The 20623-nt window shown below is 65.6% G+C and carries 17 protein-coding genes and 2 pseudogenes; 8 read left to right on the forward strand and 11 right to left on the reverse strand.

Annotation, left to right across the window (positions count from 1 at the left end; genetic code table 11):
* Window positions 1-198 precede the first annotated feature (198 nt).
* On the forward strand, window positions 199-450 hold the full coding sequence (locus H4W30_RS00005; protein WP_318780494.1) for a recombinase family protein: 252 nt from the start codon (window positions 199-201) through the stop codon (window positions 448-450).
* Between the two features lie 357 nt (window positions 451-807).
* Window positions 808-984: a hypothetical protein gene (locus tag H4W30_RS00010; RefSeq protein WP_192740896.1), complete on the forward strand. Its 177-nt coding sequence runs from the start codon at window positions 808-810 to the stop codon at window positions 982-984.
* A gap of 1141 nt (window positions 985-2125) precedes the next feature.
* Here the strand turns inward: H4W30_RS00010 and H4W30_RS00015 are convergent.
* The 6 genes and pseudogenes from H4W30_RS00015 to H4W30_RS00035 form a co-directional block, all read right to left on the reverse strand.
* Window positions 2126-2473, reverse strand: coding sequence for a hypothetical protein (locus H4W30_RS00015; protein WP_192740897.1), 348 nt, complete (start codon window positions 2471-2473; stop codon window positions 2126-2128).
* Window positions 2474-2648: 175 nt separating this feature from the next.
* Window positions 2649-2777: a hypothetical protein gene (locus H4W30_RS44070; protein ID WP_264082800.1), complete on the reverse strand. Its 129-nt coding sequence runs from the start codon at window positions 2775-2777 to the stop codon at window positions 2649-2651.
* 316 nt (window positions 2778-3093) lie between these two features.
* Window positions 3094-5332, reverse strand: a pseudogene (locus H4W30_RS00020) (hypothetical protein).
* A pseudogene (locus tag H4W30_RS00025) lies at window positions 5322-6061 on the reverse strand (hypothetical protein). Before H4W30_RS00025 ends, H4W30_RS00020 begins: the two co-directional pseudogenes overlap by 11 nt.
* 331 nt (window positions 6062-6392) lie before the next feature.
* A complete protein-coding gene (locus H4W30_RS00030) occupies window positions 6393-6710 on the reverse strand; it encodes a WhiB family transcriptional regulator (RefSeq protein WP_192740898.1) in 318 nt (105 codons plus the stop codon).
* A 372-nt stretch (window positions 6711-7082) separates the two neighbouring features.
* Complete coding sequence (locus H4W30_RS00035; protein ID WP_192740899.1) at window positions 7083-8420, reverse strand: helix-turn-helix domain-containing protein; 1338 nt, start codon at window positions 8418-8420, stop codon at window positions 7083-7085.
* Window positions 8421-8809: 389 nt separating this feature from the next.
* Here H4W30_RS00035 and H4W30_RS00040 point away from each other — a divergent pair, with 389 nt between their 5' ends.
* From H4W30_RS00040 to H4W30_RS44690, 3 genes are all read left to right on the forward strand, one after another.
* Window positions 8810-9259 (forward strand): Imm1 family immunity protein, encoded by a 450-nt coding sequence (locus H4W30_RS00040; protein WP_192740900.1) that lies wholly within the window; start codon window positions 8810-8812, stop codon window positions 9257-9259.
* A gap of 624 nt (window positions 9260-9883) precedes the next feature.
* Window positions 9884-10201, forward strand: a complete 318-nt coding sequence (locus H4W30_RS00045; protein ID WP_192740901.1) for a hypothetical protein — start codon at window positions 9884-9886, stop codon at window positions 10199-10201.
* A gap of 70 nt (window positions 10202-10271) precedes the next feature.
* A complete protein-coding gene (locus H4W30_RS44690; RefSeq protein ID WP_225948837.1) occupies window positions 10272-10565 on the forward strand; it encodes a helix-turn-helix domain-containing protein in 294 nt (97 codons plus the stop codon).
* Between the two features lie 205 nt (window positions 10566-10770).
* Here H4W30_RS44690 and H4W30_RS00055 read toward each other — a convergent pair whose 3' ends face one another.
* Together H4W30_RS00055 and H4W30_RS00060 are read right to left on the reverse strand one after the other, a co-directional pair.
* Window positions 10771-12354 (reverse strand): sodium:solute symporter, encoded by a 1584-nt coding sequence (locus tag H4W30_RS00055; RefSeq protein ID WP_192740903.1) that lies wholly within the window; start codon window positions 12352-12354, stop codon window positions 10771-10773.
* Between the two features lie 9 nt (window positions 12355-12363).
* A complete protein-coding gene (locus tag H4W30_RS00060; protein WP_192740904.1) occupies window positions 12364-13572 on the reverse strand; it encodes an anhydro-N-acetylmuramic acid kinase in 1209 nt (402 codons plus the stop codon).
* A gap of 152 nt (window positions 13573-13724) precedes the next feature.
* Here H4W30_RS00060 and ftsY point away from each other — a divergent pair, with 152 nt between their 5' ends.
* Window positions 13725-15029, forward strand: a complete 1305-nt coding sequence (ftsY, locus tag H4W30_RS00065; protein WP_192740905.1) for a signal recognition particle-docking protein FtsY — start codon at window positions 13725-13727, stop codon at window positions 15027-15029.
* Here the strand turns inward: ftsY and H4W30_RS00070 are convergent.
* Window positions 15019-15750: a hypothetical protein gene (locus tag H4W30_RS00070; protein ID WP_192740906.1), complete on the reverse strand. Its 732-nt coding sequence runs from the start codon at window positions 15748-15750 to the stop codon at window positions 15019-15021. The two genes, ftsY and H4W30_RS00070, sit on opposite strands and share 11 nt — an antisense overlap.
* Before the next feature lie 90 nt (window positions 15751-15840).
* Complete coding sequence (locus tag H4W30_RS00075; protein ID WP_192740907.1) at window positions 15841-17337, reverse strand: MFS transporter; 1497 nt, start codon at window positions 17335-17337, stop codon at window positions 15841-15843.
* A 107-nt stretch (window positions 17338-17444) separates the two neighbouring features.
* Here H4W30_RS00075 and H4W30_RS00080 point away from each other — a divergent pair, with 107 nt between their 5' ends.
* Window positions 17445-18176, forward strand: a complete 732-nt coding sequence (locus H4W30_RS00080; protein ID WP_192740908.1) for a TetR/AcrR family transcriptional regulator — start codon at window positions 17445-17447, stop codon at window positions 18174-18176.
* On the opposite strand, the gene H4W30_RS00085 is transcribed toward H4W30_RS00080, so the two are convergent.
* Complete coding sequence (locus H4W30_RS00085; RefSeq protein ID WP_192740909.1) at window positions 18166-18942, reverse strand: IclR family transcriptional regulator; 777 nt, start codon at window positions 18940-18942, stop codon at window positions 18166-18168. The two genes, H4W30_RS00080 and H4W30_RS00085, sit on opposite strands and share 11 nt — an antisense overlap.
* 103 nt (window positions 18943-19045) lie before the next feature.
* Here H4W30_RS00085 and aceB point away from each other — a divergent pair, with 103 nt between their 5' ends.
* Window positions 19046-20623 carry a malate synthase A gene (aceB, locus tag H4W30_RS00090; protein ID WP_192740910.1) on the forward strand — a complete coding sequence of 526 codons (1578 nt, stop codon included), beginning with the start codon at window positions 19046-19048 and terminating at the stop codon, window positions 20621-20623.

The following is a 20623-nucleotide window of genomic DNA, read 5'->3' on the forward strand; positions in this document are numbered from 1 at the left end:
CATGAGCGCACCAGCACCGAGGAAGCGGCGGAGGTTCAAGAAGCAGACCAGTGAGCGGCCGCCCGTCGTCCCGTTCGATCCCGTGGACGACGCGGCGGTCTGCTACTCGCGTGAGTCGCACTACACGGATGAGAGCACGTCCAACGTGGTCCAGCGCGATACCACGCACCGGTGGACGTCCGCCTACGACATTCGGTGGTGGCGACCGTCGAGGACTTGCACGTGTCCGGCGACCTGGAGCCGCACATGCGGGCAGGGCTCAAGCAGTGGCTGTCCGACGCGCGCCGCAACCATGGAAGTACGCTGGTCGTGTCCAGCTTGACAGGCTGGTCCGGAACGTCATGGACGCCTGAACTTGCTGGAGTGCTGCGGGCGCGCGGTAAGCGCTTGATCGCCATCGCGGAAGGCATCGATTCCAGTAACTCGATGGCGGAATTCATTTCACGCTGATTGCGGCATTCGCCGCATTGAGCGTGAGCGGTATGCGTGAGCGTTTCGCTCCGCGAAAGCGTCCTTAAAGAACAGGGTCGGTGGAGACGGTGAGAGTACCTGTACGGGACGATGCGGTGGAATTGCGGGCGGTGGTGGCTGGATCCTCGGTTTGGATCCATACGCGGTCAAGATCCTGCATTCCCTATCCACTCTTGTGCGGGCGGAAAAGCAGGGGCTTACCGACCTGTGCAGTGGCTGACGAAAAAACAGGTCGTCACCCGCGAGACAGGCAAGCGCAGTTGACGGCGGACGGCGGGGCGAAGACCCGCCACGTGGAACTCAGGGCTATCAATGGCAAAGTGGCACGCTTGCGCTTTGCTGGTGAATCCGGAGCTTGTCGAACTCGGCATTTTCGAGCCTGCCGAACAGGCTGAGATCGTGGCGGTGCTTGAGGAGAAGTCGCGCCGCAAAGCACGGGGCAGCAACCAGCCGTATCCGTTCTCGGGTGTCTTGGTGTGTCCGGAGTGCCTTGAGCCCTTGTGGGCACCGTGATCGCGGCGACACGCGGACCGCGCGGACGGAACCATGGTCAGCTATGAGTACCGCTAATGGCGGTGTCCGACAGCTAAGCACGTCCGTCCATCCGCGCGGAAGATGTGGAGCCGTGCCGAGAATACTTTCTATGTGCTCCTTTCCATGTTCCGGTCGTGACGATGTTCTGCCGACCGAAATCACGCTACGAAATCGCGTAAGCTGGAACGGGAACACGCGCGACTTATGGCGAAGTGGCGCGGGCAGTGTCGGCGGGTGAGCGTCCGGGATCATGGTACGATGTGCAAAGATTTGAAAGATAGATCGACACCATTTCGGGGTTGCCGATTGACCCCGGGGCGTGCAATGGGTTCCGACTGACCGGAGTGGGGGAAGAACTGGAAACTAACACCGGAAGAACGGCGCATTCGATGGCTTGACGTGGGCTTCTCGTCGAGGCGCAGAAACGGCCCGATGGAAAAATGGTGATGGATGGCATCTGCGGAGGGTTGGCAGGATGCCATGCCGGACTAGCCGAATTCATAAAATTACGTACACTGAAAACGGAATGATCGATATCACAAACTTGGTCAGTTAGTGATTGCCTGACATCATGTTTAGCTATCGGAATCGGCGGGTAGGAAACTGGTGGTAGCTGCCTGGTTTCAGATCAAGTGACCGGGCGGCTACCGCCTTTCTCGCAGATCACGTGCATGGGCGGTACCGATCACCAGGTGACCTTGCCCAAGTTGCTGCCTGAGTGTCAGTTCGCCGAGTTGCGGACCCGGGGCGGCGGTGGGGGTGTCGTCCAAGATGGAGCCGAACGTCAGGTGACACGCGTCTACGACGCTGGTGATGTGGTCCGGCTCGAACTTCACGGCGCTGCGGGAACCGACAGGCGCGTGACGTAGTCGCGGGATTGGTGACCTCGGCGGCCAGTGCCAGGAACGCGCCCGGACAGTCCATCGCGTTCCGCGCAGTGGCGAACGCGTCCGCCGCCTGCGAACTGAAATGAAAGCAAAAGTCGGCGGCGGCACTGGTCCCGGATGCCGCTGCCTGTCGGCCGCCGTGGCCTGATCGGACAGCCTGACGACCAAGTTCCATACCAGTGCGTTCGGGGTGCGCGGCAGAATCCGCGCGACCGCTTCCGCGTGCGCCGCGTTCAGTGCGTCCTGTGTCTGGCGGGTCTCTTCGCCGCGTTCACGGCCAGCATGACCGAACCGGCCGTCACCATGGCCAGCCCGAGCGCCAGAGTCCCGAGCGTCTGCCAACGGCGGGTGCGGAGTCGCAGGTGGACGGCGGCGACCATCGCGGCAGCGAACAGGATCACCCCAGCGACCACGACCCACCACCACGGGTCCACATAGGTCAGCAGCCACACCGCGACCACGAGCAGCGGTACCGTCAGCCGCCACGCCAGCGGCACGCCGCGTCCGAGCAGCAGCATGACGACCATGCCGCCGACGCCGCCGAACAACCAGGGCCACATCTGCCAGCTGACAACCACCACGCCGCCAGCGTCAAGAACAGCGCCAGCCGAGCGCCGGATATCTGACGCCCCGTTCAACGGCAGCGCGCCGCCGCTCACGAGCGGCGGCGCGTTCGCCTGCCTCTGCCATCCGATCGAACAATGATCCTCCACCCATCTAGTCAGGATGCGCCCGGATCACCCGGGACGCCACCTATCAGTGCTGGTCACCGCGCTGCGAGCGGGTCAGGGCGTCGTATACGGCGTTGATCCTCTCGGCCAGCTCCGCGAAGTCGGAGCCCTCGACCAGCACCCACGTCGCGCCCTCTGGCGTCGTCTTGAGCATCACGCGCCCCACGTCGGGCCGATGACCCGCCGTCGACAGTGCGGAGCCGTCTACGCCCCTCTGGGCGCCCCCGGCGGTGGTGCCCTGTCTGCCGTCGCGGGCTGAGTCCGCATCTGTCTGATCCGCGTTCTGCGGGCCGTCGGCGTGGTCACCGTCCGGTGTGTCAGGTCGGCCGTCTGCGGTGCCGTGTCCGTCCTCGGATTTGTCGGCGTCGTGGTCATGGTCGCTGCCTTTCGAGCGGGTGTCTGCGGTCGCTGGTCGGGGGGAGTGGGGGAAGGCACCAAAGGTGGTGTCGAGTCCCCTGGTTTCGGGCGGTTTACGGGTCTTCGGTGGTGGCATTCCCCCGCCTCCCCCCGGGGTGTTCTCCCTGGTCAACCGAGGGATCTTGGTCGGGGGAGGCTAGGGGGAGAACTCCCCCGGTCTCTGGTGCTTCCCCCGTTGCCTCCCCGCGTGCCTGTCGGCGGGCGGCGGCCACGTCGTCGGCGTGGACGTACATCAGCCCGCGCACCTTGCGGAGCCGTTGCCCGTGATCGGTCAGCACTGCTTTCAGGTCGGCGAACGCCCACGGTTCGTACTCGTCCGCGTTGAACTCGGCAAGGCGGGTGAGCACGGTCTGTGTCCGCACCCGCTGTTCGCCGCCGAGCACGTGCGCAATGTCGGCGAGGTGGTCCACCGGAGCCGCCTCAATCTCGATTCGCTCCGCTGTTTCCACCGCCCGCCCGGCGTCCTCAATGGACGCCATAGCGCGGGCGATAACCGGTGTCACGTCGTCGGCCCCGTCCTCGAACGGCACATAGAACGTGCGCACCAACTCGAAAATCTCATCGGTGATGCCGACCGCGACACAGGTTCCCCGGTCAGTGTTGATCCGAAGATCTGTCGCGCGGATACCGGCCGCGTACTTCCCCGATCCGAGTAGCCCGTCGTTGGCGACCTGATCGGCCACCGAGAACGCCACACCACACGCGACGTTGCGCGTGATCTCCCTAGGAATGCTGTCCTTGGTGGGCGACTGCGTGGCCAGCAGGAGTACGACACCGTACTTGCGGCCGCGTTTGATCAGCCGCACCGCCATCTCCGCCGCCCGCTTTCCGAACTTGGGATGCTGGAACAACTCGTGACACTCATCGATCCGACCACCAGCGGGTGCAACCCGAGGCTGCGCTTGTCGGCAAGCTTGCGTGAGACCTTCGGCGGCCGCCCGGGTTGTTCGCCGAGCGTCTTGCCGCGTCGCTCCATTTCGGTCAGCAAGTCCGCCAGCGCTTGTGTCGCTGCCTCGGCGACGGTGTCGTCCATTCCCATGCGGTAGCGGGATAACCGGGGTTCGAACGGAGCGAAGTCCGGAGACTCGCCCATCACGAACGCCCACAGTTCGGCGGTCGGGTCGAGTGCCGCGCCGAGCATGAGCGTGCGGAGCGCGGATGACTTGCCCTGTCCCGGGCGTCCGCCAATCAGCCAGTTGACCCCGATCAGCGGAGCGTTGATTACCGTGCCACGTTGGGAAAGCCCGAACGGAACGCCCTCGAAAATATCCGTCTGTCCTTCGTGGACCAGGGGCCAGTCGCCGGCGCCGCGGGCACCCTTGTCAGCGATCCACAGATCAAGGATTCCGTCCTCTTCTCCTTTGGTAGGCCAGGTTTCCAGCGCCGAGCGCCCGAGGTTCGCCGCCAACCTGGATCGGCGCGCGGCCACCATGTCGGCCGTGACACCCATCGGCAACCGGATCTGCGCGGCGGTGCCGTCGCCGTCCTTGCGGGCGGCCACCGTGTACACGAGTTCTCCGCCGTCGCGGTAGAACTTGTCCAGCGGAGCGATACCGAGGTGAGCCAACGCGCGGGAGATCATCCGTTCGTCAATCCACGAATCCGCGTCGTCCCGGTCCGGCTGCACGAGCCACCCTGCGCCCGGGGTCCGGTCGCGTCCCTCGAACGCGGCAGCGACCACGACCGCCAACGGCAGCACCCACAACACCACCGGCCCGAGGAACACCAGCACGGACCATGCCGCGTCGAGTCCGTTGTAGACCTCGGCCAGCCACGTCCACATGTCGCCCGTTCCATGAACGCGGCCACCGCCCACAACACCGCCACCACCGGCGCGGCCACCCGCACCGCGATCACGAACCGTCGAACGGCGATACCGACCTTTGCCCACCGTGCCGTCGCGTCGGAACGGATCAACTCCTGCGCGGCGCGGCGTGCTTCCGCGTCGCCTGCCAGCCGTGCCCGCCGTGCGTCCGCCCGCAGGTCGGCGTACGTGGCCCACTGCCAGAATTTCAGCAGCCACCGCCACATGCCGCGCGCCACGAACCAGACCAGCCGCACCACATCGCGCGGAGCCTGCCGGACGCGGTAGGCGGCCAGAGACCGCGCCCGCACCACCGGCGCGGACTGCCACACCCGACGCAGCCACCGGCCGACACGGCGCCGCACCGTCCGCCGACGTGGCTGCGGCAACGTGTCATCCACCAACTCGCCGTCAAGGATCGGCCCGACGTGTTCGACGGCGCGCGACCCGGCACGCTCCACAGCGGACTTTCCCGGATCACTGGTCATGGCGCACCCCCTCGGCCACCTCGGCCGCCAGCGCGGCGGCCAGCCGGGACGACAGACCACGCGAACACCCGGTGGCTTCCCGCACCCATGCCGGAGTGATCTCCACCTCCGCCGACCACACGGCCCGCGCATCGGCCAGATAGTCGGCGAACAGTTTCCGCCGTTCCGGCCGCGCCACCTCGGCCACGGTCGCGGCCGGTTCGGCCACGGGCGGTTCATGAACCTGCGTGCGGTCCATGGACGTGGAGACCGCGACGTGAACCGCGTCGGTGAGCTTGTCCCGCAGGTCGGTGACCGCCTCGGCGGCCACGAACACCACCACCGGGGGCACCGAGTGCAGCACCACCCCAGCAGGTGACCCGGCCGCCCACGATGACCACGTGTCATGACATACGTGGCCGCCAGCGTGAGCCACTTCGCCGCACGCACCCACCGTCCGGTGTGGACCTGGTACCGCGCGGTGATCTGTTCGGCCCGCAGGATGGCCAGCAGGACCAGACACACCGTCGGGTCCAGCAGCCATGCCGTCAGCCACGGCAGCGAACCCACCTCGGCGCCAGCGGCGGCGAACCACTGAACGTTCGCCGTCGTGAACGCCAACCCGAGTACGATCCCGGCCCAGCACAGGCGGTCAACCTGACGGCGGACACGCTCCACCCGCCACGCGATCACGTCCGGGTGGGACTGCCAGCGCCGAACCTCGGCGGCGTCGGCAGCGTCCCGCGCCATCGATCAGCGTTCGTGGTCATCGTGACCACCACCCGACGCCTTATGGTCGGAGGTCAGTGTGGTCCCGTCAGCGCCCGGTTAGGACATGGGCCGCGATCAGGTCGGCACGCCAGCACCACGAGCAGCAGCGCGGGCTACCGGGTGCGTGATCACAGCCACTGAACGCCCGAACGCGGCACCGTGTACAGCACCCGTCCGGCAGCGACCCACGGGCGCTAGCCCGTGCGCGTCGGCCGCCGCCCGCGCCTTGCGGGCACTGGCCCGCCAGACCGTGACAGCAACACCAGGACACCAGCCCCGGCCAGAATCTGCGTCGTCGACAGAGAGACCGTCATCGGACCTCACCACCCCGACGACGCAGCCACACCGGGACAGTGCCGCGATCGGTATCCGGCAGCGCGCCCCACACACCGACCGTGTTCTCACCAGCCGTGCGCAAGTCCAGTTCCAAACACTCATCAACCACCGGGCACCCGGCACACATCCGTGCCGCCGTCGCCCTGTCCGTCTCACCCGCAGGAAAGTCACTCCGATCGAACGCCCACAAACACAGACCATCCCGGGACACCACAGCGGACAGCACCTCATCCGGCACTGCCGACAATCGATCAAGCCCGGCAGCCAACTCCGTGTATTCGTCCTCAGTCATCGCGCACCACCACCGAACACACGCCACAGTTCGGTGACGGGAACGACGAGCCGTGATCGGCGACGCTCAGCGCGGAGCGTGCCGACACGGATAGCACGGCACACACTGGACTCCGCGACACCGAGAATCCATGCGGCCTGACGGATCGAAAGAAACGCCGGAGAACCGGCACTTTGCATTGCGTTACTCATGATTATTGGATCCTTACTATCGGCTGCGACTCGCGGGATTGCGAGCCGCTGCCATCAAGTAAGGCGCCGAGGCAGCAAAACAACTATGTCAACGCTGAAATAAACTATTCCACCCTGGAATAGATGCAGGTCGGCAGCGCGCAAATTTGATCGAGTATTCCGACAAGGAATATAAAGCTACCTAAATATTCTCGGCGGGAATGTTCCCGTTTGCGGGACGCTTGACCTCTGCGAGCAGGTCGCGGAAGTCCCTGCCTGCACCATTTCCGTAGGTCGCTAGCTCGTCTTCCAGTTCAGTCGAGACCATCAGCAACGTTGGACGACTCTGGCGGCCACTGCGGAGCGCCTGAATTCCCAGCCCCGCCGCTTCCTCGACCTCACCGCGCCTTGCCGCAATGACTGCGAGAGTCAACTCAGCTTCGGCGATACGCATGGGGGACAACTGTTCCCCTTCGGGGCTAACGCCCCGACGAATAACTTCTTCTGCGTTCCGCTGCGCGAGTTGGTCCTCGCCTACAATCCGATAGGTATCCATTGCGTAGAAATCCCACTTGTCGGGATCGACCACGAAATGATTGTCTGGACGCTCTGGAAAAGGAAGCTGATCCAAGAGGGTGCTGCCAGCGTCCAACGCTTGGCGAACCTCATCAGGCTTTCCCATGCGCGCATAGGCTTTCGCCTGTTGGCCGTAAAGCTGCACGGCGACAGAGTGAGAGGGTGCCGCCAAAATGCCTTCCTCGGCTGCCGCTATTACGGCACGGAAGTTCCCGGCAGTAAGGTGGAACCATGCGCGCATTTCATGCGCCCAGCCAACAATTCCCTGGTCTCCGGATTCCTCGCCTAAGGTCATTGCCATGCGACGCGTTGCCTCCGCCGCGTTGCGGTCACCTGTGTCATATTCGAGGCAACCAACGAGCAACGCCAGCATTCCAGCCTTTTGAAGAACCTCACGGTGCTGCGCCAGCGATAGACGGCTTTCAAGCAGTGTCGTCATCTTGCCTAGCCACTCTTTGCCTTCAACCATCAGGGTGCGCGCGTCCTTGTGTGGGTAGTCGCAGCACAATTGCTCCACGGTAATGCTTACCGCATCGATAGTTGACGGATTAATGGCGGATGCTCGCAACCGTCGCAGTAGTTCGAGCGTGTCCATTCCGGTGTTAACAACTAAGAGTTCGTCGCGCTCACTGGCTGGAGTGATTAGTTTCTTTGATTCCGCGGTTTGTGGAAATGCTAAGCGGCTCTGCCCGGGGAAGTCGAACCAAAGAAGGTGCTGCGGCAGATGCAGTTTTTTGGCATAGCTGCGGAGAGAGTCGAGGTTTTGTTCTGGCTTTCCGTTCTCAAGCTTGCTTACCTGAGCTTGAGTGAGTCCTAGCCAGCGCCCTAGCAGCTCCTGATTGAGAGCCTTGCCGAACAACTGACGGTGACGCGGATGGTTTCGGTAAGCCTTAAAAACTTTTCCAATGTGCTGACTGGCAAACGCTGCCCGAAACTCGTCAGTTTGGAAGAACTCGTTTCGCAATTGCGCCGGGGGAGTTTTGAGTTGGTCGCGCTGCTCTCTAAGGCACTTACTGCACATTCGGGCCGTGTTGTCGGCCGCCAGCAAAGTCCCGCACGCCGGGCAGCTCCGTGACCCGCCAGGTGTACTCATGCGGTCCCCCTTGCCGAGGTTCGGGCCGATCAGCCTTGACCAGCGTAGCTAGGCACTCTCAGACCAGCCTACCTAGCGCTACGTGCCATCACCACCGTGTGAAGCTCACACTACCGAGATCGACCTCCTACCTGCGGATATGCCGGATCTGGCATGGCGCATGCCCAGGTCGATATAGACCGCCGCGCCGCTCCAGCCGAGCGTAGGTCGGGCAAGCCCAAACGGGGCTCTGAACGGCTTCACCCGACCGAAACGGTGACATGGACGCATTGGTTGTCACGGCGTCGCTTTCTTCTGGCGTCGGCCGAGTCACGCGCGGAATGACTGCATCCGTTGCGCTTGTCGAAGAGATATTGACGATTGAACACATCTCTTCTGAGACGACGCTCTCAATCGGTGAAGCCGAGTTCTATGCAAGTAAGGAGGGGCCGTTTCCAAACCATCAGTTTAGAGTTACCGCCCGTCCGTCGATCGGCTTTGCGGCTTTGAACTACATGGACAACGACGACGGAGAAATGCCGATCGCAAACTCGTTCAACCCAAGGCGACCGCTTCCCGAGGTCAATCTGATATTTAACGGCGCTGTAGGTTCGGTGTTTCCGCGATCGGCGGCAATTCTGATTTCAGATGCACGTAGCGCGTTGCTGGAATGGCTGGGGACGAGAAAGAGGCCCACCTGCATTCCGTGGCGACCATACGACCAGTACTAAGGGAATACAACAGGAGTAGATCCGTGAGTGATGAACTACGTCCCGGACATGTCGGAGGACTGTTCGTTAGCTGGCACAGGAGTCAGCACGATGGGCTAGACCACGCACTCACGGATGAAGAAATGAGACACGGACGCGAGATTGGTTCACGTGGCCAATATGAATCACTGTGCGGACATGTAGTGCTGGTTGTGTCGATGCTTATTCCACCCGGGAACCCTTGTTTGAATTGTCGCACAGTTTTATGCGCGAGAACCACCCTGCCAACATTTGAGCAACGGATGCGGCAGCCTACGCGCCACCGTAAAAGCACCGGGTTCTTTGCAGCTTTCGGTGTCGATTCCGGACGTCATCATGCTTTGAAGGGTTCTTAATGGATATCGCACTGCTCTTTGCTCGTCCGCGCGCCGGAACGATGGGAGAGTCTCGCAGGTTGGTGCACCTATTTCGGGCACCTTCTGATGGTGTACAGCCGGAACGAATGGAGGCGCTATGCGGAGAAGAATTCGGCCCCGGAGTCCTTCAGTTGCTTGAAGCTCCCTGCGGAATGCCCTGCTTCGGCTGCTTACAGAAAACTCCAGCGAGCGATCCCGCTAATAGTCTGCCTGAACTTACCGTCTAGTCGTGGGGGTTGCACGCATGTTCACTTTCGCCTCTGATTTCGATTTTTTCTTCTGTACGCTAGTCCTGTGGATTCTTGGGTTTATAGATTTTACTCAGCGCCTTTATCGATATCTTTCTAGCTCGATGCCGTGGCAGTGGTTTCAAGGGCATACCAAGGGGCGCGCTGTCGTCCTGTCCATTGCTGTCGGGTTAGTTTGGCCTGTCGTGGTCATATTGAAGCAGCTTGAAAACGTTCCGTTTGTCATGAAGTTTGCTGAATCAGTGGCACTTCCGCGCTCGATGAGGCGCCGAAAGAGTGATAATGCCGCCCGTAAATAGTGGACCAGAAATCAGTGTCGACCTAGATATGCCGAACACGGACGATGGCCGATACGTTCCCCTTGGTGTCATGTTGTCTAGGGTTCGACTATGGCGCCGGTGGTCGAGAGATAAGACCGCACGTAAGGCGGGAATGAAATATCAGACTCTCAGCAGGTATGAGACCGGCGAAAGAGTTCCGACGAAGGTTTCAGCGATCATGCGACTAGCCGACGCCTTGGGAATGCCACGGCAACAACTTTTCAATTGGGTCGTCAATGAAATCGAACACCGCGAGAAGCTGCGGAACTTAGGCCACGCAGATACCTGTTCGCATGCTGCCGTTAAAGTCACCGCTCCCGTCGTGGTCACGCGCGGGAACTAGCGGAATCCAAGGTGGGGAGCGGTCACTCACAATCCAGCTGCGATGAACCACCTGCGGTGAGCATGAGCGCCAGAGTTGAGCCGCCCACCCCTTGAGGCGCGCAGGGGTGGGCGGCTCCTCGTATGTGGGGCCTGTCGGAGCTAAGCGGTATGCTGTTGTTGGTTGACCAAGACGGTGGCTAACCGTCCTTACCACTCACGAGGCTTTAGACGGGAGTGGACTCCTTCACGTCCGGTTCGGCCAGCGGGTCCACGCTTCCGTGCCGCAGCGACAGCAGCCCGCCGACCACGAGCGTGATCACCACACCGCACAGCGTGTACCAGGGCCACGCCAGCGCCACCGTGTTCCCGGAAGCCTTGCTGAAGTCGACGCCGATCAGGCTGCCGTCCGGTTTGTTGAACTTGACGCCCAGGATGATGAACGCCATCACGATCACCGTCGACACGAACGCCACGATCGCGTCCGCCTGCCTCGCCCGCTTGATCAGCAGGCCTAACAGGAACGCGCCGAGCAACGCGCCGTAGGTGTACCCGGTGATGCCGAGCGCCTGCACCACGATCGGGTCGGCCGAGGTCTTGTTGGAGGAGGCGAAGAAACCCGCGCACAGGATCAGCGCGCCCGCCCAGACGATCGTCCAGATCCGGCCGTGCTTCAGCCGGTCGGCCTCCGGCAGTTCCCGGCCGATCACCCGTTCGTAGACGTCGGTCACCGTGGACGATGCCAGCGCGCCGAGCGACGAACTCAGTGCGGCGGCGAGGATCCCGGCGATCACGAACCCGGACAGACCGCTCGGCAGGTCGTTCACGATGAAGTTCGCGAACAGTTCGTCCTTGTTGGCCAGCCCCAGTCCTTCCGGCTTCGGCTTCGTCGGGGCGAGACCGTTGTACAGCGCCCACAGCAGCACGCCGATGAACAGGAACAGCGCGAACTGCAGGAACACCACGAAACCGCTGGCCACCAAGGCCTTCCGCGCGGCGCGCAGGTCGTTGGTCGCCTGGAGACGCTGCACGATCAGCTGGTCCGAACCGTGCGACGCCATCGAGAGCACCGCGCCACCGATCAGCGCGGTGAAGAACGCGTACTGGCCGGTGAGCATGTTCGAGGAGAAGTCGAAGATCTGGAACTTGTTGGCGTCCACGGCCTTGCCGAACCAGCCGTCGGGCAGCCTGCCGGAGATCGCCCAGATCACCACGACCGCGCCGAGGACGTACCAGAGCATCTGGATCGCGTCGACCCACACGACCGCGCGGACCCCGCCGAAGAAGCTGTAGAGCACCATCGCGATGCCGAGGCCGATCACGATCGTCCAGTACGAGACGTTCAGGCCGTAGGCCGCCATCACCACCTTGATCGGGATCGCGGTGGCGAACAGCCGGATCCCGTCGGCCAGCGTCCGGGTGAGCAGGAAGGTCACCGACGCGGTGCCCTGCAGCCCGCTGCCGAAGCGTTTGCCGAGGAAGGCGTACGCGGTGACCAGGTTGCCCGCGACGTAACGCGGCAGCAGCACCATCGACACCACGATCCGGCCCGCGATGTAGCCGATCGCCAGCGCCAGGTACGTCATCCCGCCGTCGCCGGGGGTGGCGATGTAGGCCACCGTCGGCACGGAAAGGACGGTCAGGGTGGACGTCTCCGCGGAGACCACCGAGAGACAGGCCACCCACCAGGAGATCTTGCCTTCGCCGACGAAGTAGTCGGAGCCGGATTTCTGCTTGCCGCCGATCCAGACGCCCAGCAAGGGCATGCCGACCAGAAAAAGCCCGATGATCGCGAGGTCAAGTGCGCGCATCCGTATCTCCTATCGCTCGCCGGTCTTCGCCGCTACCCGTAGCCGGGTCACGGTTGAGCTGTGCGGGGCGGGGAGCCGCAGGGGCCCCGCGCCCGGGGTGATGCTGCCGAGCAGCCGGTCGCCGCGGGCTCCGGTCGCCGACGGGAGGTTCCCCGGGACGCCGGACCAGGTCAGCCAGCCGAGCAGAATGGTCAGGTATGCCTCTTTGCCCGCGCGGGGCAGCCCGTGGTCGTCGCTGGTCTTCAGCGCCGTGTCCGGCAGGTTCCTGGCGAGCGCGGCCATCAGCGCCGGGTTGTCGGCGCCGCCGCCGGAGACGATCACCGTGGCGATGGAGTGGCGACGGCATTCCGCGGCGATGGTCACCGCGGTCAGTTCCGTGAGCGTCGCCAGGAGGTCTTCCGCGCCGACCGGCGGGAGCCCGTCGAGCGCCTCGTCGAGATACGTGGCATGGAACAGTTCCTTGCCGGTGGACTTCGGCGGAGCGGCCGCGTAGTAGGGGTCGAGCAGAAGCTTCGCCAGCAGGTCGGGTCGCACGTTTCCGCGCAGGGCGAGTGCTCCGCCGATGTCGGCGCGCAGCCCGGTGGCGCGGTGCGCGGCGATGTCCATCAGGGCGTTGCCGGGGCCGGTGTCGTAGGCGAGGACCGGACCGCTCGCGGGGACCACGGTGATGTTCGCGATCCCGCCGATGTTCAGCGCCGCGACCGGGCCGGCCGCGGCCATTTCCCGGAGCCACAACGCGTCCAGCCTGCTGGCGAGCGGCGCGCCGTGCCCGCCGGCGGCGACGTCACGGACGCGCAGGTCGGCCACCACCGGCAGCCCGGTGCGCTCGGCGATCCACGCCGGGTTCCCCAGTTGCAGCGTGCCGCGCGCGGCGCCGTTTTCGACCCAGTGGAACACCGTCTGGCCCAGCGAGGCGACGACGTCCGCCTCGCCCCCGGCCAGTTCCTCGACGCCGCGCGCGGCCGCCTCGGCGAAGGCCTGGCCCACCAGGGTGTCGAGTTTCGTGAGCTGCTCGGCGTCGCAGGGATTCGGCGGCAAGGCGGCGAGCAACGCCTCGCGGAGCGCTTCGGGATAAGGGACTTCGAGCTGGCCGAGCGGCGAGAGCACCACTGTGTCGCCGTCGGCGCGCAGTTCGGCGGCCGCCACGTCGATCCCGTCGATCGATGTGCCGGAGATGAGCCCGATCACCCGGACCCCAGTGCCGGAGGAAACCGTCATTCGGAGTGGTTTATCCGTCGATCCGGAGAGCGCGCAAGCCGGACCGTTTCTTCTTGTCCGAAATGAGTCCTATCCAGTGGGCGTTTGACAAGATCGGCTTGCTTCCCGTGGGGCGTCTGAACGCGACGGGGTGCGGATGCGAGGATGGCGCCGTGTCGAGTACCCCCTGGTTCTGGATCGTTGTCGTTGCCGTCGTGGTCCTGGTCGCCGTACTGGTGGCCGGGCTGCTCATCGCGCGCCGCCGCCGGATCAGCCTGGACGAGTCCAAGGCTGCCGACGTCGTCGAGAAGCCGAAGGGCGGCGGTTATACCGCGACCGGCGGGATCGCGCTCGCCCCTGGTGGCGAGAAGACCGAGGAGCCGGAGCACCCGGTCGAGGATCGCCCGGAGACCGACGGGCAGCCCGCCGTCGGGGACGACGCGGCGGTGCCGAGGGATTCCGCGCAGCGCACCGTGCGCGACGTCGAACTTCCCGAACCGGCCGAGGAAGCGGCACCCGAGCCCGCTCCCGTCGAGGAGATCGCCCCGGCCACCGGCCGCCTGGAGCGGCTGCGCGGCAGGCTGGGCAAGTCCCGGTCGGTGTTCGGGCAGAGCCTGCTCGGCCTGCTGGGCGCCGGTGACCTGGACGAGGACTCCTGGCAGGACGTCGAAGACACGCTGCTCATGGCGGACCTCGGCGCCGCGACGACCACCGAGATCGTCGATCGTCTTCGTGAGGAGCTGAAGCGCCGCGCCGTGCGGACCTCGGAGGAGGCGCGCGCGGTCTTGCAGGAGGTGCTGACCGCCGCCCTCTCGACCGACGCGGTCCGGGCCGTCCGCGCGCTGCCGCACACCGTCGACGGGAAGAAGCAGCCCGCCGTCGTGCTGGTCGCCGGGGTCAACGGCACCGGCAAGACCACCACCACCGGCAAACTCGCCCGGGTGCTCGTCGCGCAGGGGAGCACCGTGGTGCTCGGCGCGGCCGACACCTTCCGCGCCGCCGCGGCGGACCAGCTCCAGACGTGGGCCGAGCGCGTGGGCGCGGAGGTCGTGCGCGGCAAGGAGGGCGCGGACCCGGCGGCGGTCGCCTTCGACGCCGTCAAACGCGGCACCGAGGCCGGTGTGGACGCGGTCCTGGTCGACACGGCAGGCCGTTTGCACACCAAGACCGGCCTGATGGACGAGCTGGGCAAGGTCAAGCGAGTCGTCGAGAAGCAGGCGAAGGTCGACGAGGTGCTGCTGGTACTCGACGCCACCACCGGGCAGAACGGGCTGATGCAGGCCCGCGTGTTCTCGGAGGTCATCGACGTCACCGGCATCGTGCTGACCAAACTGGACGGCACCGCGAAGGGCGGCATCGTCTTCCAGGTGCAGCGCGAACTCGGGGTGCCGGTCAAGCTGGTCGGCCTCGGCGAGGGGCCGGACGACCTGGCGCCGTTCGAGCCGGGCGCGTTCGTCGAAGCCCTGCTCAGCAGCTAGGACCCGCCCCCTGCGGGGGGAGGGACTTCCTCGGCAGGATGTCCAGGATCAGGGAGTGGTGGCGCAGGCAGAACCCGTGATACGTCGCGGGGGAGTCGCACGCGAAGCAGGTCATGCGGTTGAGGATGTGGCCGAGCGTCGGAGGTTTGTCGGACCGCTGTCCGATCCGTTGGCCTCCGGGAGGCGGATCGGGCAGCTTGTGCTGAGGTGCCGGGAACGCGGAGGCCTTGCGTGGAGCCTTGGACATGACCGGTTTGGCACCACTTCGCTTCGCCTTGAGTGGTTTGGGCGCTTGGACGAGCACCGGAGCCGGTCGGATGCGGACCTTTCTGGTGCGGTTCTCGCCCAGCCATACACGGTCTGTTCCCACGGCATGCAGCTTCGCGGCCCCGTCGGGAACGGGTGAGAGCTCGAGCACTGTCGCCGTGATGTCGTAGGTGCCTCGCCTCAGCCTGAGGCGGGCGGTCTCCCTGAGCACCATTCTCACCACCAGGTTCGCGCCGGAGCCCTCGATCCGGCGCAGGATCACCTCGACCGGCGCCTTGGCGCCCCGCCAGTACGGCAAGGTGTAGTCCACGATGAGGTCGAGGTCGCTGGTCGGTTCGGCACCTTCGACGCTGAGATCGTGACGCCGTGTTTTCCGGTCGCCCGCGGCCACCAGCAGGTCGGCCGTCGTGTCCACGACCTTCTTCCCGAACAACGCGATCAGAGGTTCGACCATCTGACGTCCCCTTCGCTCGGCCCTGTTTCGAGGCTACGACGAAGGCCCCTCTTCCGGCTGAGCCGAAAGAGGGGCCTTCGCGCGTTTCCGTCAGACGGCGGCCGTGGCCTTCTCTTCGGTCCCCTCCGGTGCGGTCTTCTTGTCCCGCATCACCAGGAACGCGAGCACCGCCGCGGCCAGCACCCCGATCGCGCTTACCAGGAACGTCGTCGACATCGCCGAGGTGAACGACTCGCGGGCCGCGGCGATGAGGCCGCCGTCGCCGGTCGCGAAGGCGTCACCGATCGAAAGCCGTGCCTGCGAAGGGGCGGACTCGGGCATGTTCGCGGTGAACAGCCCCGACACGACGCTGCCCAGGATCGCGATGCCGAGCGCGGCGCCCAGCTGCTGGATGGTGTCGTTGAGCGCCGAGCCGACCCCGGCCTGCTCCTCGGGGACCTCGCCCATCAGCGCCGCGATCGCCGCCGGCATCGCCACCCCGCCGCCCGCTCCGAGCAGGAACAGCGCGAGGGCGGGCAGCAGGAAGCCCTCGTTGGCCGACATCGTCGCGAGCAGCCCGAATCCGCCCGCCATCACGATCATGCCGACCGTGGTCAGTGCCCGGTTGCCGACCTTCTGGCCCAGCGTGGCGCCGAGGGTGTTGAACAGCAGCGACGCGATGGCCATCGGGATGAACGCGAGACCCGCCTCGGTCGGGGTGTAGCCGAGCACGAACTGCAGGTACTGGGTCAGGAGCAGCAGGAGCCCGCCGTTGCCGATCTGCACCAGCGTGAGCGACAGGCTGCCACCGCTGAAGTTGCGCTTGCGGAACAGCTTGAGCGGGACCATCGGCGACGGCGTGTGCCGCTCCCAGAACACGAAACCGGCCAGGCACACCACCGCGACCGCGAGCGGGATCAAGGTCCCCGCCTCGGCGATGCCGTGCTTGGGGAGCTCGATGATCGTCCAGACCAGCGAGACCATGCCCGCCGCCGACAGGAGCGCGCCGAGCGGGTCGGGCTTCTGCCACGGGCCCTTGGACTCCGGCATCAGCGTGAGCGCGGCGATCACCGCGATGACGACGATCGGCACGTTGATCAGGAACACCGCGCCCCACCAGAACCACGCGATCAGCACGCCGCCCAGCACCGGGCCGCCGATCAGGCCGATCATCGCGACCGCGCTCCACACCGCCATCGCCTTGCGGCGCTCTTCGTCGTCGAAGACGGTGATCAGGATCGACAGGGTGCTCGGCATGATCAGCGCGCCGCCGACGCCCATCACCGCGCGGGACACGATCAGTTCGAGCGGATTCGCGGCGAACGCCGCGACGAGTGAGGCCACTCCGAAGAGCAGGAGGCCGATGAGCATCACTTTCCGGCGGCCGAACCGGTCGCCGAGGCTTCCCGACGTGAGCAGCAGGCCGGCGAACACCAGGATGTAGGAATCCAGGATCCACTGCGTGTCCTGGGCGCTGGCGCCGAGGTCTTCGGCCAGCGGCGGGACGGCGACCGTCAGCACCATGTTGTCGACGACCAGTACGAGCGTGCTCAGGCACAACACGATCAGGATCCACCAGCGCCGTGGATCGCGGACGGGTTCGTTCATCGGGATACCCCCAGAAGAGTTTGCGTACGTTGTTCGACTGATGCGCACACTGTACGCAGAACGAAACGGCGTACGCAAGGGGGTACTTCGTGCGCTAGGGTGGGGGCATGTCGATCGAGGAACAGCCGATCCAGTCGGTGTGGACCCGTCCTCGCCGGAAGCGGGATCAACCCGCGTTGAGCCAGGCGCAGATCGTGGCCGAGGCCATCCGGCTCCTGGACGTCGAAGGTGTCGACGCGCTGAGCATGCGCAGGCTGGGCACCGCGTTGAACGCGGGTGCGACCTCGCTCTACCGGCACGTGGCCAATCGCGACGAGCTGATCGAGCTGGTCGTCGACGAGGTCTACGGCGAGATCACCGTGCCGGACGGCGACGATCCGGCGCGGTGGCGTGAAGCCGCCGTCGTGGGGGCGGAAAGTGTCCGCGCCATGATCCTGCGGCACCCATGGGTCGCTTCATTGCTCGGCTCGGTCGGTCTGTCGTATCTGGGACCGAACGTCATGCGGCTCAACGAGCGGCTGCTGGGGGTCTTCGTGGCCGCGGGGTTCCCCGGTGACGAGGCCGAGCAGGCGATCAGCGCGATGATCGCCTACGTCATCGGCATGGGGACGACCGAGGCGGCCTGGCTCACGACCGTGGCCAAGAGCGGCCGGAGCGAAAGCGACTGGGCGGAGCGGCTGCGGCCCGCCGTCGAGGAGGCGGTGCAGGGGCATCCGCACCAGCGGGAAATGCTCGCCAGGGCCGCCGCCGACACCGATCCGGTCCGGCTCCGTGACGAGAAGTTCCGCTATGGGCTGGACAGGATGCTCGACGGCCTGGAGGCCAGGCTCAAACGGTGACCCCGTCCTTCGAGAGGTTCGAACCGAGCGAATTCGCGATCCGCTGGACGACGGGCGCGATCCGCTCGACGGCCTCCATCGTCAGCCTTCCCGACGGACCGGACACCGAGACGGCCGCCGGCACCGGCGCGCCAGGGACCGCGACGGCCACGCAGCGGACGCCCAGCTCCTGCTCGGCTTCGTCGAGCGCGTAACCCTGCTGGGCGATTTTCGCCAGCTCGCGCAGGAGCGCGTCCTCGTCGGTGAAGGTGTGCTCGGTGTAGGAGGGCATACCCGTCCGGGCGAGCAGCGCCGTGACGTCGTCGGACGGCAGATGCGCGAGCATCGCCTTCCCCACGCCGGTGCCGTGCGGGAGGAGACGCCGTCCGACCTCGGTGAACATCCGCATCGAGTGCTTCGAGGGCACCTGTGCGACGTAGACGACCTCGTCACGCTCCAGGACGGCGAGGTTCGCGGTCTCGCCGACCTCGTCGACCAGCTCCGCGAGCAGCGGGCGGGCCCACGAGCCGAACTGCATGCTGGCGTTCTCACCCAGCCGGATGAGGCGGGCGCCCAGCGCGTACCGCCGGTTGGTGTTCTGCCGGACGTAACCCAGATCCACCAGTGTCCTGATCAGCCGGTGGATGGTCGGCATCGGTAACCCGGACAGGGTCGCCAGCTCCGAAAGACTGGCCTCCCCGCCGGTGTCCGCGAGATGCTCGAGGAGCTCGAAGGCCCGCTGAAGTGACTGGACGCCGCCATCGCGCCCGTTCTTCTCCGCTGCCACCGTGGTACTCCTTACGTCGGCGTTGATGTTCCGCTATGCAGAAACTATAGTCCGTCATGTAAAACCGTAGGGACGTTATTTATCCGAACTCGGGGTGTTACTCATGTCTGAAGCTCAGGTGCTCGGCGATCCGGTCGAGCGCGGGGACGAAATCCTCACGCCGGAGGCCCTCGCCTTCCTCGCCGGCCTGCACGAGGCCTTCGCCGCCCGCCGCGACGAGCTGCTGCAGGCCAGGAGCAAGCGCCGCGAGGAGGCGAGGACCACCGGCAAACTCGACTTCCTGCCCGAGACCAAGGAGATCCGCGAGGGCGACTGGAAGGTCGCCGAGGCCCCGCCCGCGCTGCGCGACCGCCGCGTCGAGATCACCGGCCCCACCGACCGCAAGATGACCATCAACGCGCTGAACTCCGGCGCCAAGGTGTGGCTCGCCGACCTCGAGGACGCCAACACGCCGCACTGGGCGAACGTCGTCTCCGGCCAGGTCAACCTGTACGACGCGGTCCGCGAGACCATCACGCTGGAAAGCGGCGGCAAGAGCTACGCGCTGAAGGACGACGTCGAGCACGCGACCATCGTCGTCCGCCCGCGCGGCTGGCACCTCGACGAGCGTGGCCTGTCCTTCGGCGGGCGCCAGGCCGTCGGTGCGCTGGTCGACTTCGGCCTGTACTTCTTCCACAACGCGCAGGAGCTGCTCAACCGCGGCAAGGGCCCGTACTTCTACCTGCCGAAGATGGAGAGCCACCTCGAAGCCCGGCTCTGGAACGACGTCTTCACCCACGCCGAGAAGACGCTCGGCATCGAGCACGGCACCGTCCGCGCGACCGTGCTGATCGAGACCATCCCGGCCGCGTTCGAGATGGAGGAGATCCTCTACGAACTGCGCGAGCACGCCTCCGGCCTCAACGCCGGCCGCTGGGACTACCTGTTCAGCGTCATCAAGTACTTCCGCGACGCGGGCGAGAAGTTCGTCCTGCCGGACCGCAACTCGGTCACCATGACCGCGCCGTTCATGCGCGCGTACACCGAACTGCTGGTGCGCACCTGCCACAAGCGCGGCGCGTTCGCGATCGGCGGCATGGCCGCGTTCATCCCGAACCGCAAGGACCCGGAGGTCACCGCCGCGGCGCTCGACAAGGTCCGCGCCGACAAGAGCCGTGAGGCGGGCGACGGCTTCGACGGTTCCTGGGTCGCGCACCCCGGCATGGTGGACATCTGCCGCGAGGAGTTCGACAAGGTCCTCGGCGACAAGCCGAACCAGCTCGACCGCACCCGCGACGAGGTGTCCGTCACCGCCGACCAGCTGCTCGACGCGGCCTCGACGCCGGGCAGCGCCACCGCTGCCGGGCTGCGCGCCGCCGTCGACGTCGGTATCCGCTACATCGCCTCCTGGCTGGGCGGCAACGGCGCGGCGGCCATCCACAACCTGATGGAGGACGCGGCCACCGCGGAGATCTCGCGTTCGCAGGTGTGGCAGTGGGTGCGCAACGGCACCCAGCTCGACACCGGCGACAAGGTGACCGAGGAGCTGGTGCGCGGCGTGCTGGCCGAGGTCCGCGGCGAACTCGCCGCCGAGATCAAGCCGGAGCTGCTGGAGCCCGCCGTCGAGCTGTTCGAGCAGGTCGCGCTCGCCGACGAGTTCCCGGACTTCCTGACCCTGCCCGCCTACGAACGGATCAAGTAG

The sequence above is a fragment of the Amycolatopsis roodepoortensis genome (genome assembly GCF_014873915.1).
Taxonomy (GTDB): Bacteria; Actinomycetota; Actinomycetes; order Mycobacteriales; family Pseudonocardiaceae; genus Amycolatopsis; species Amycolatopsis roodepoortensis.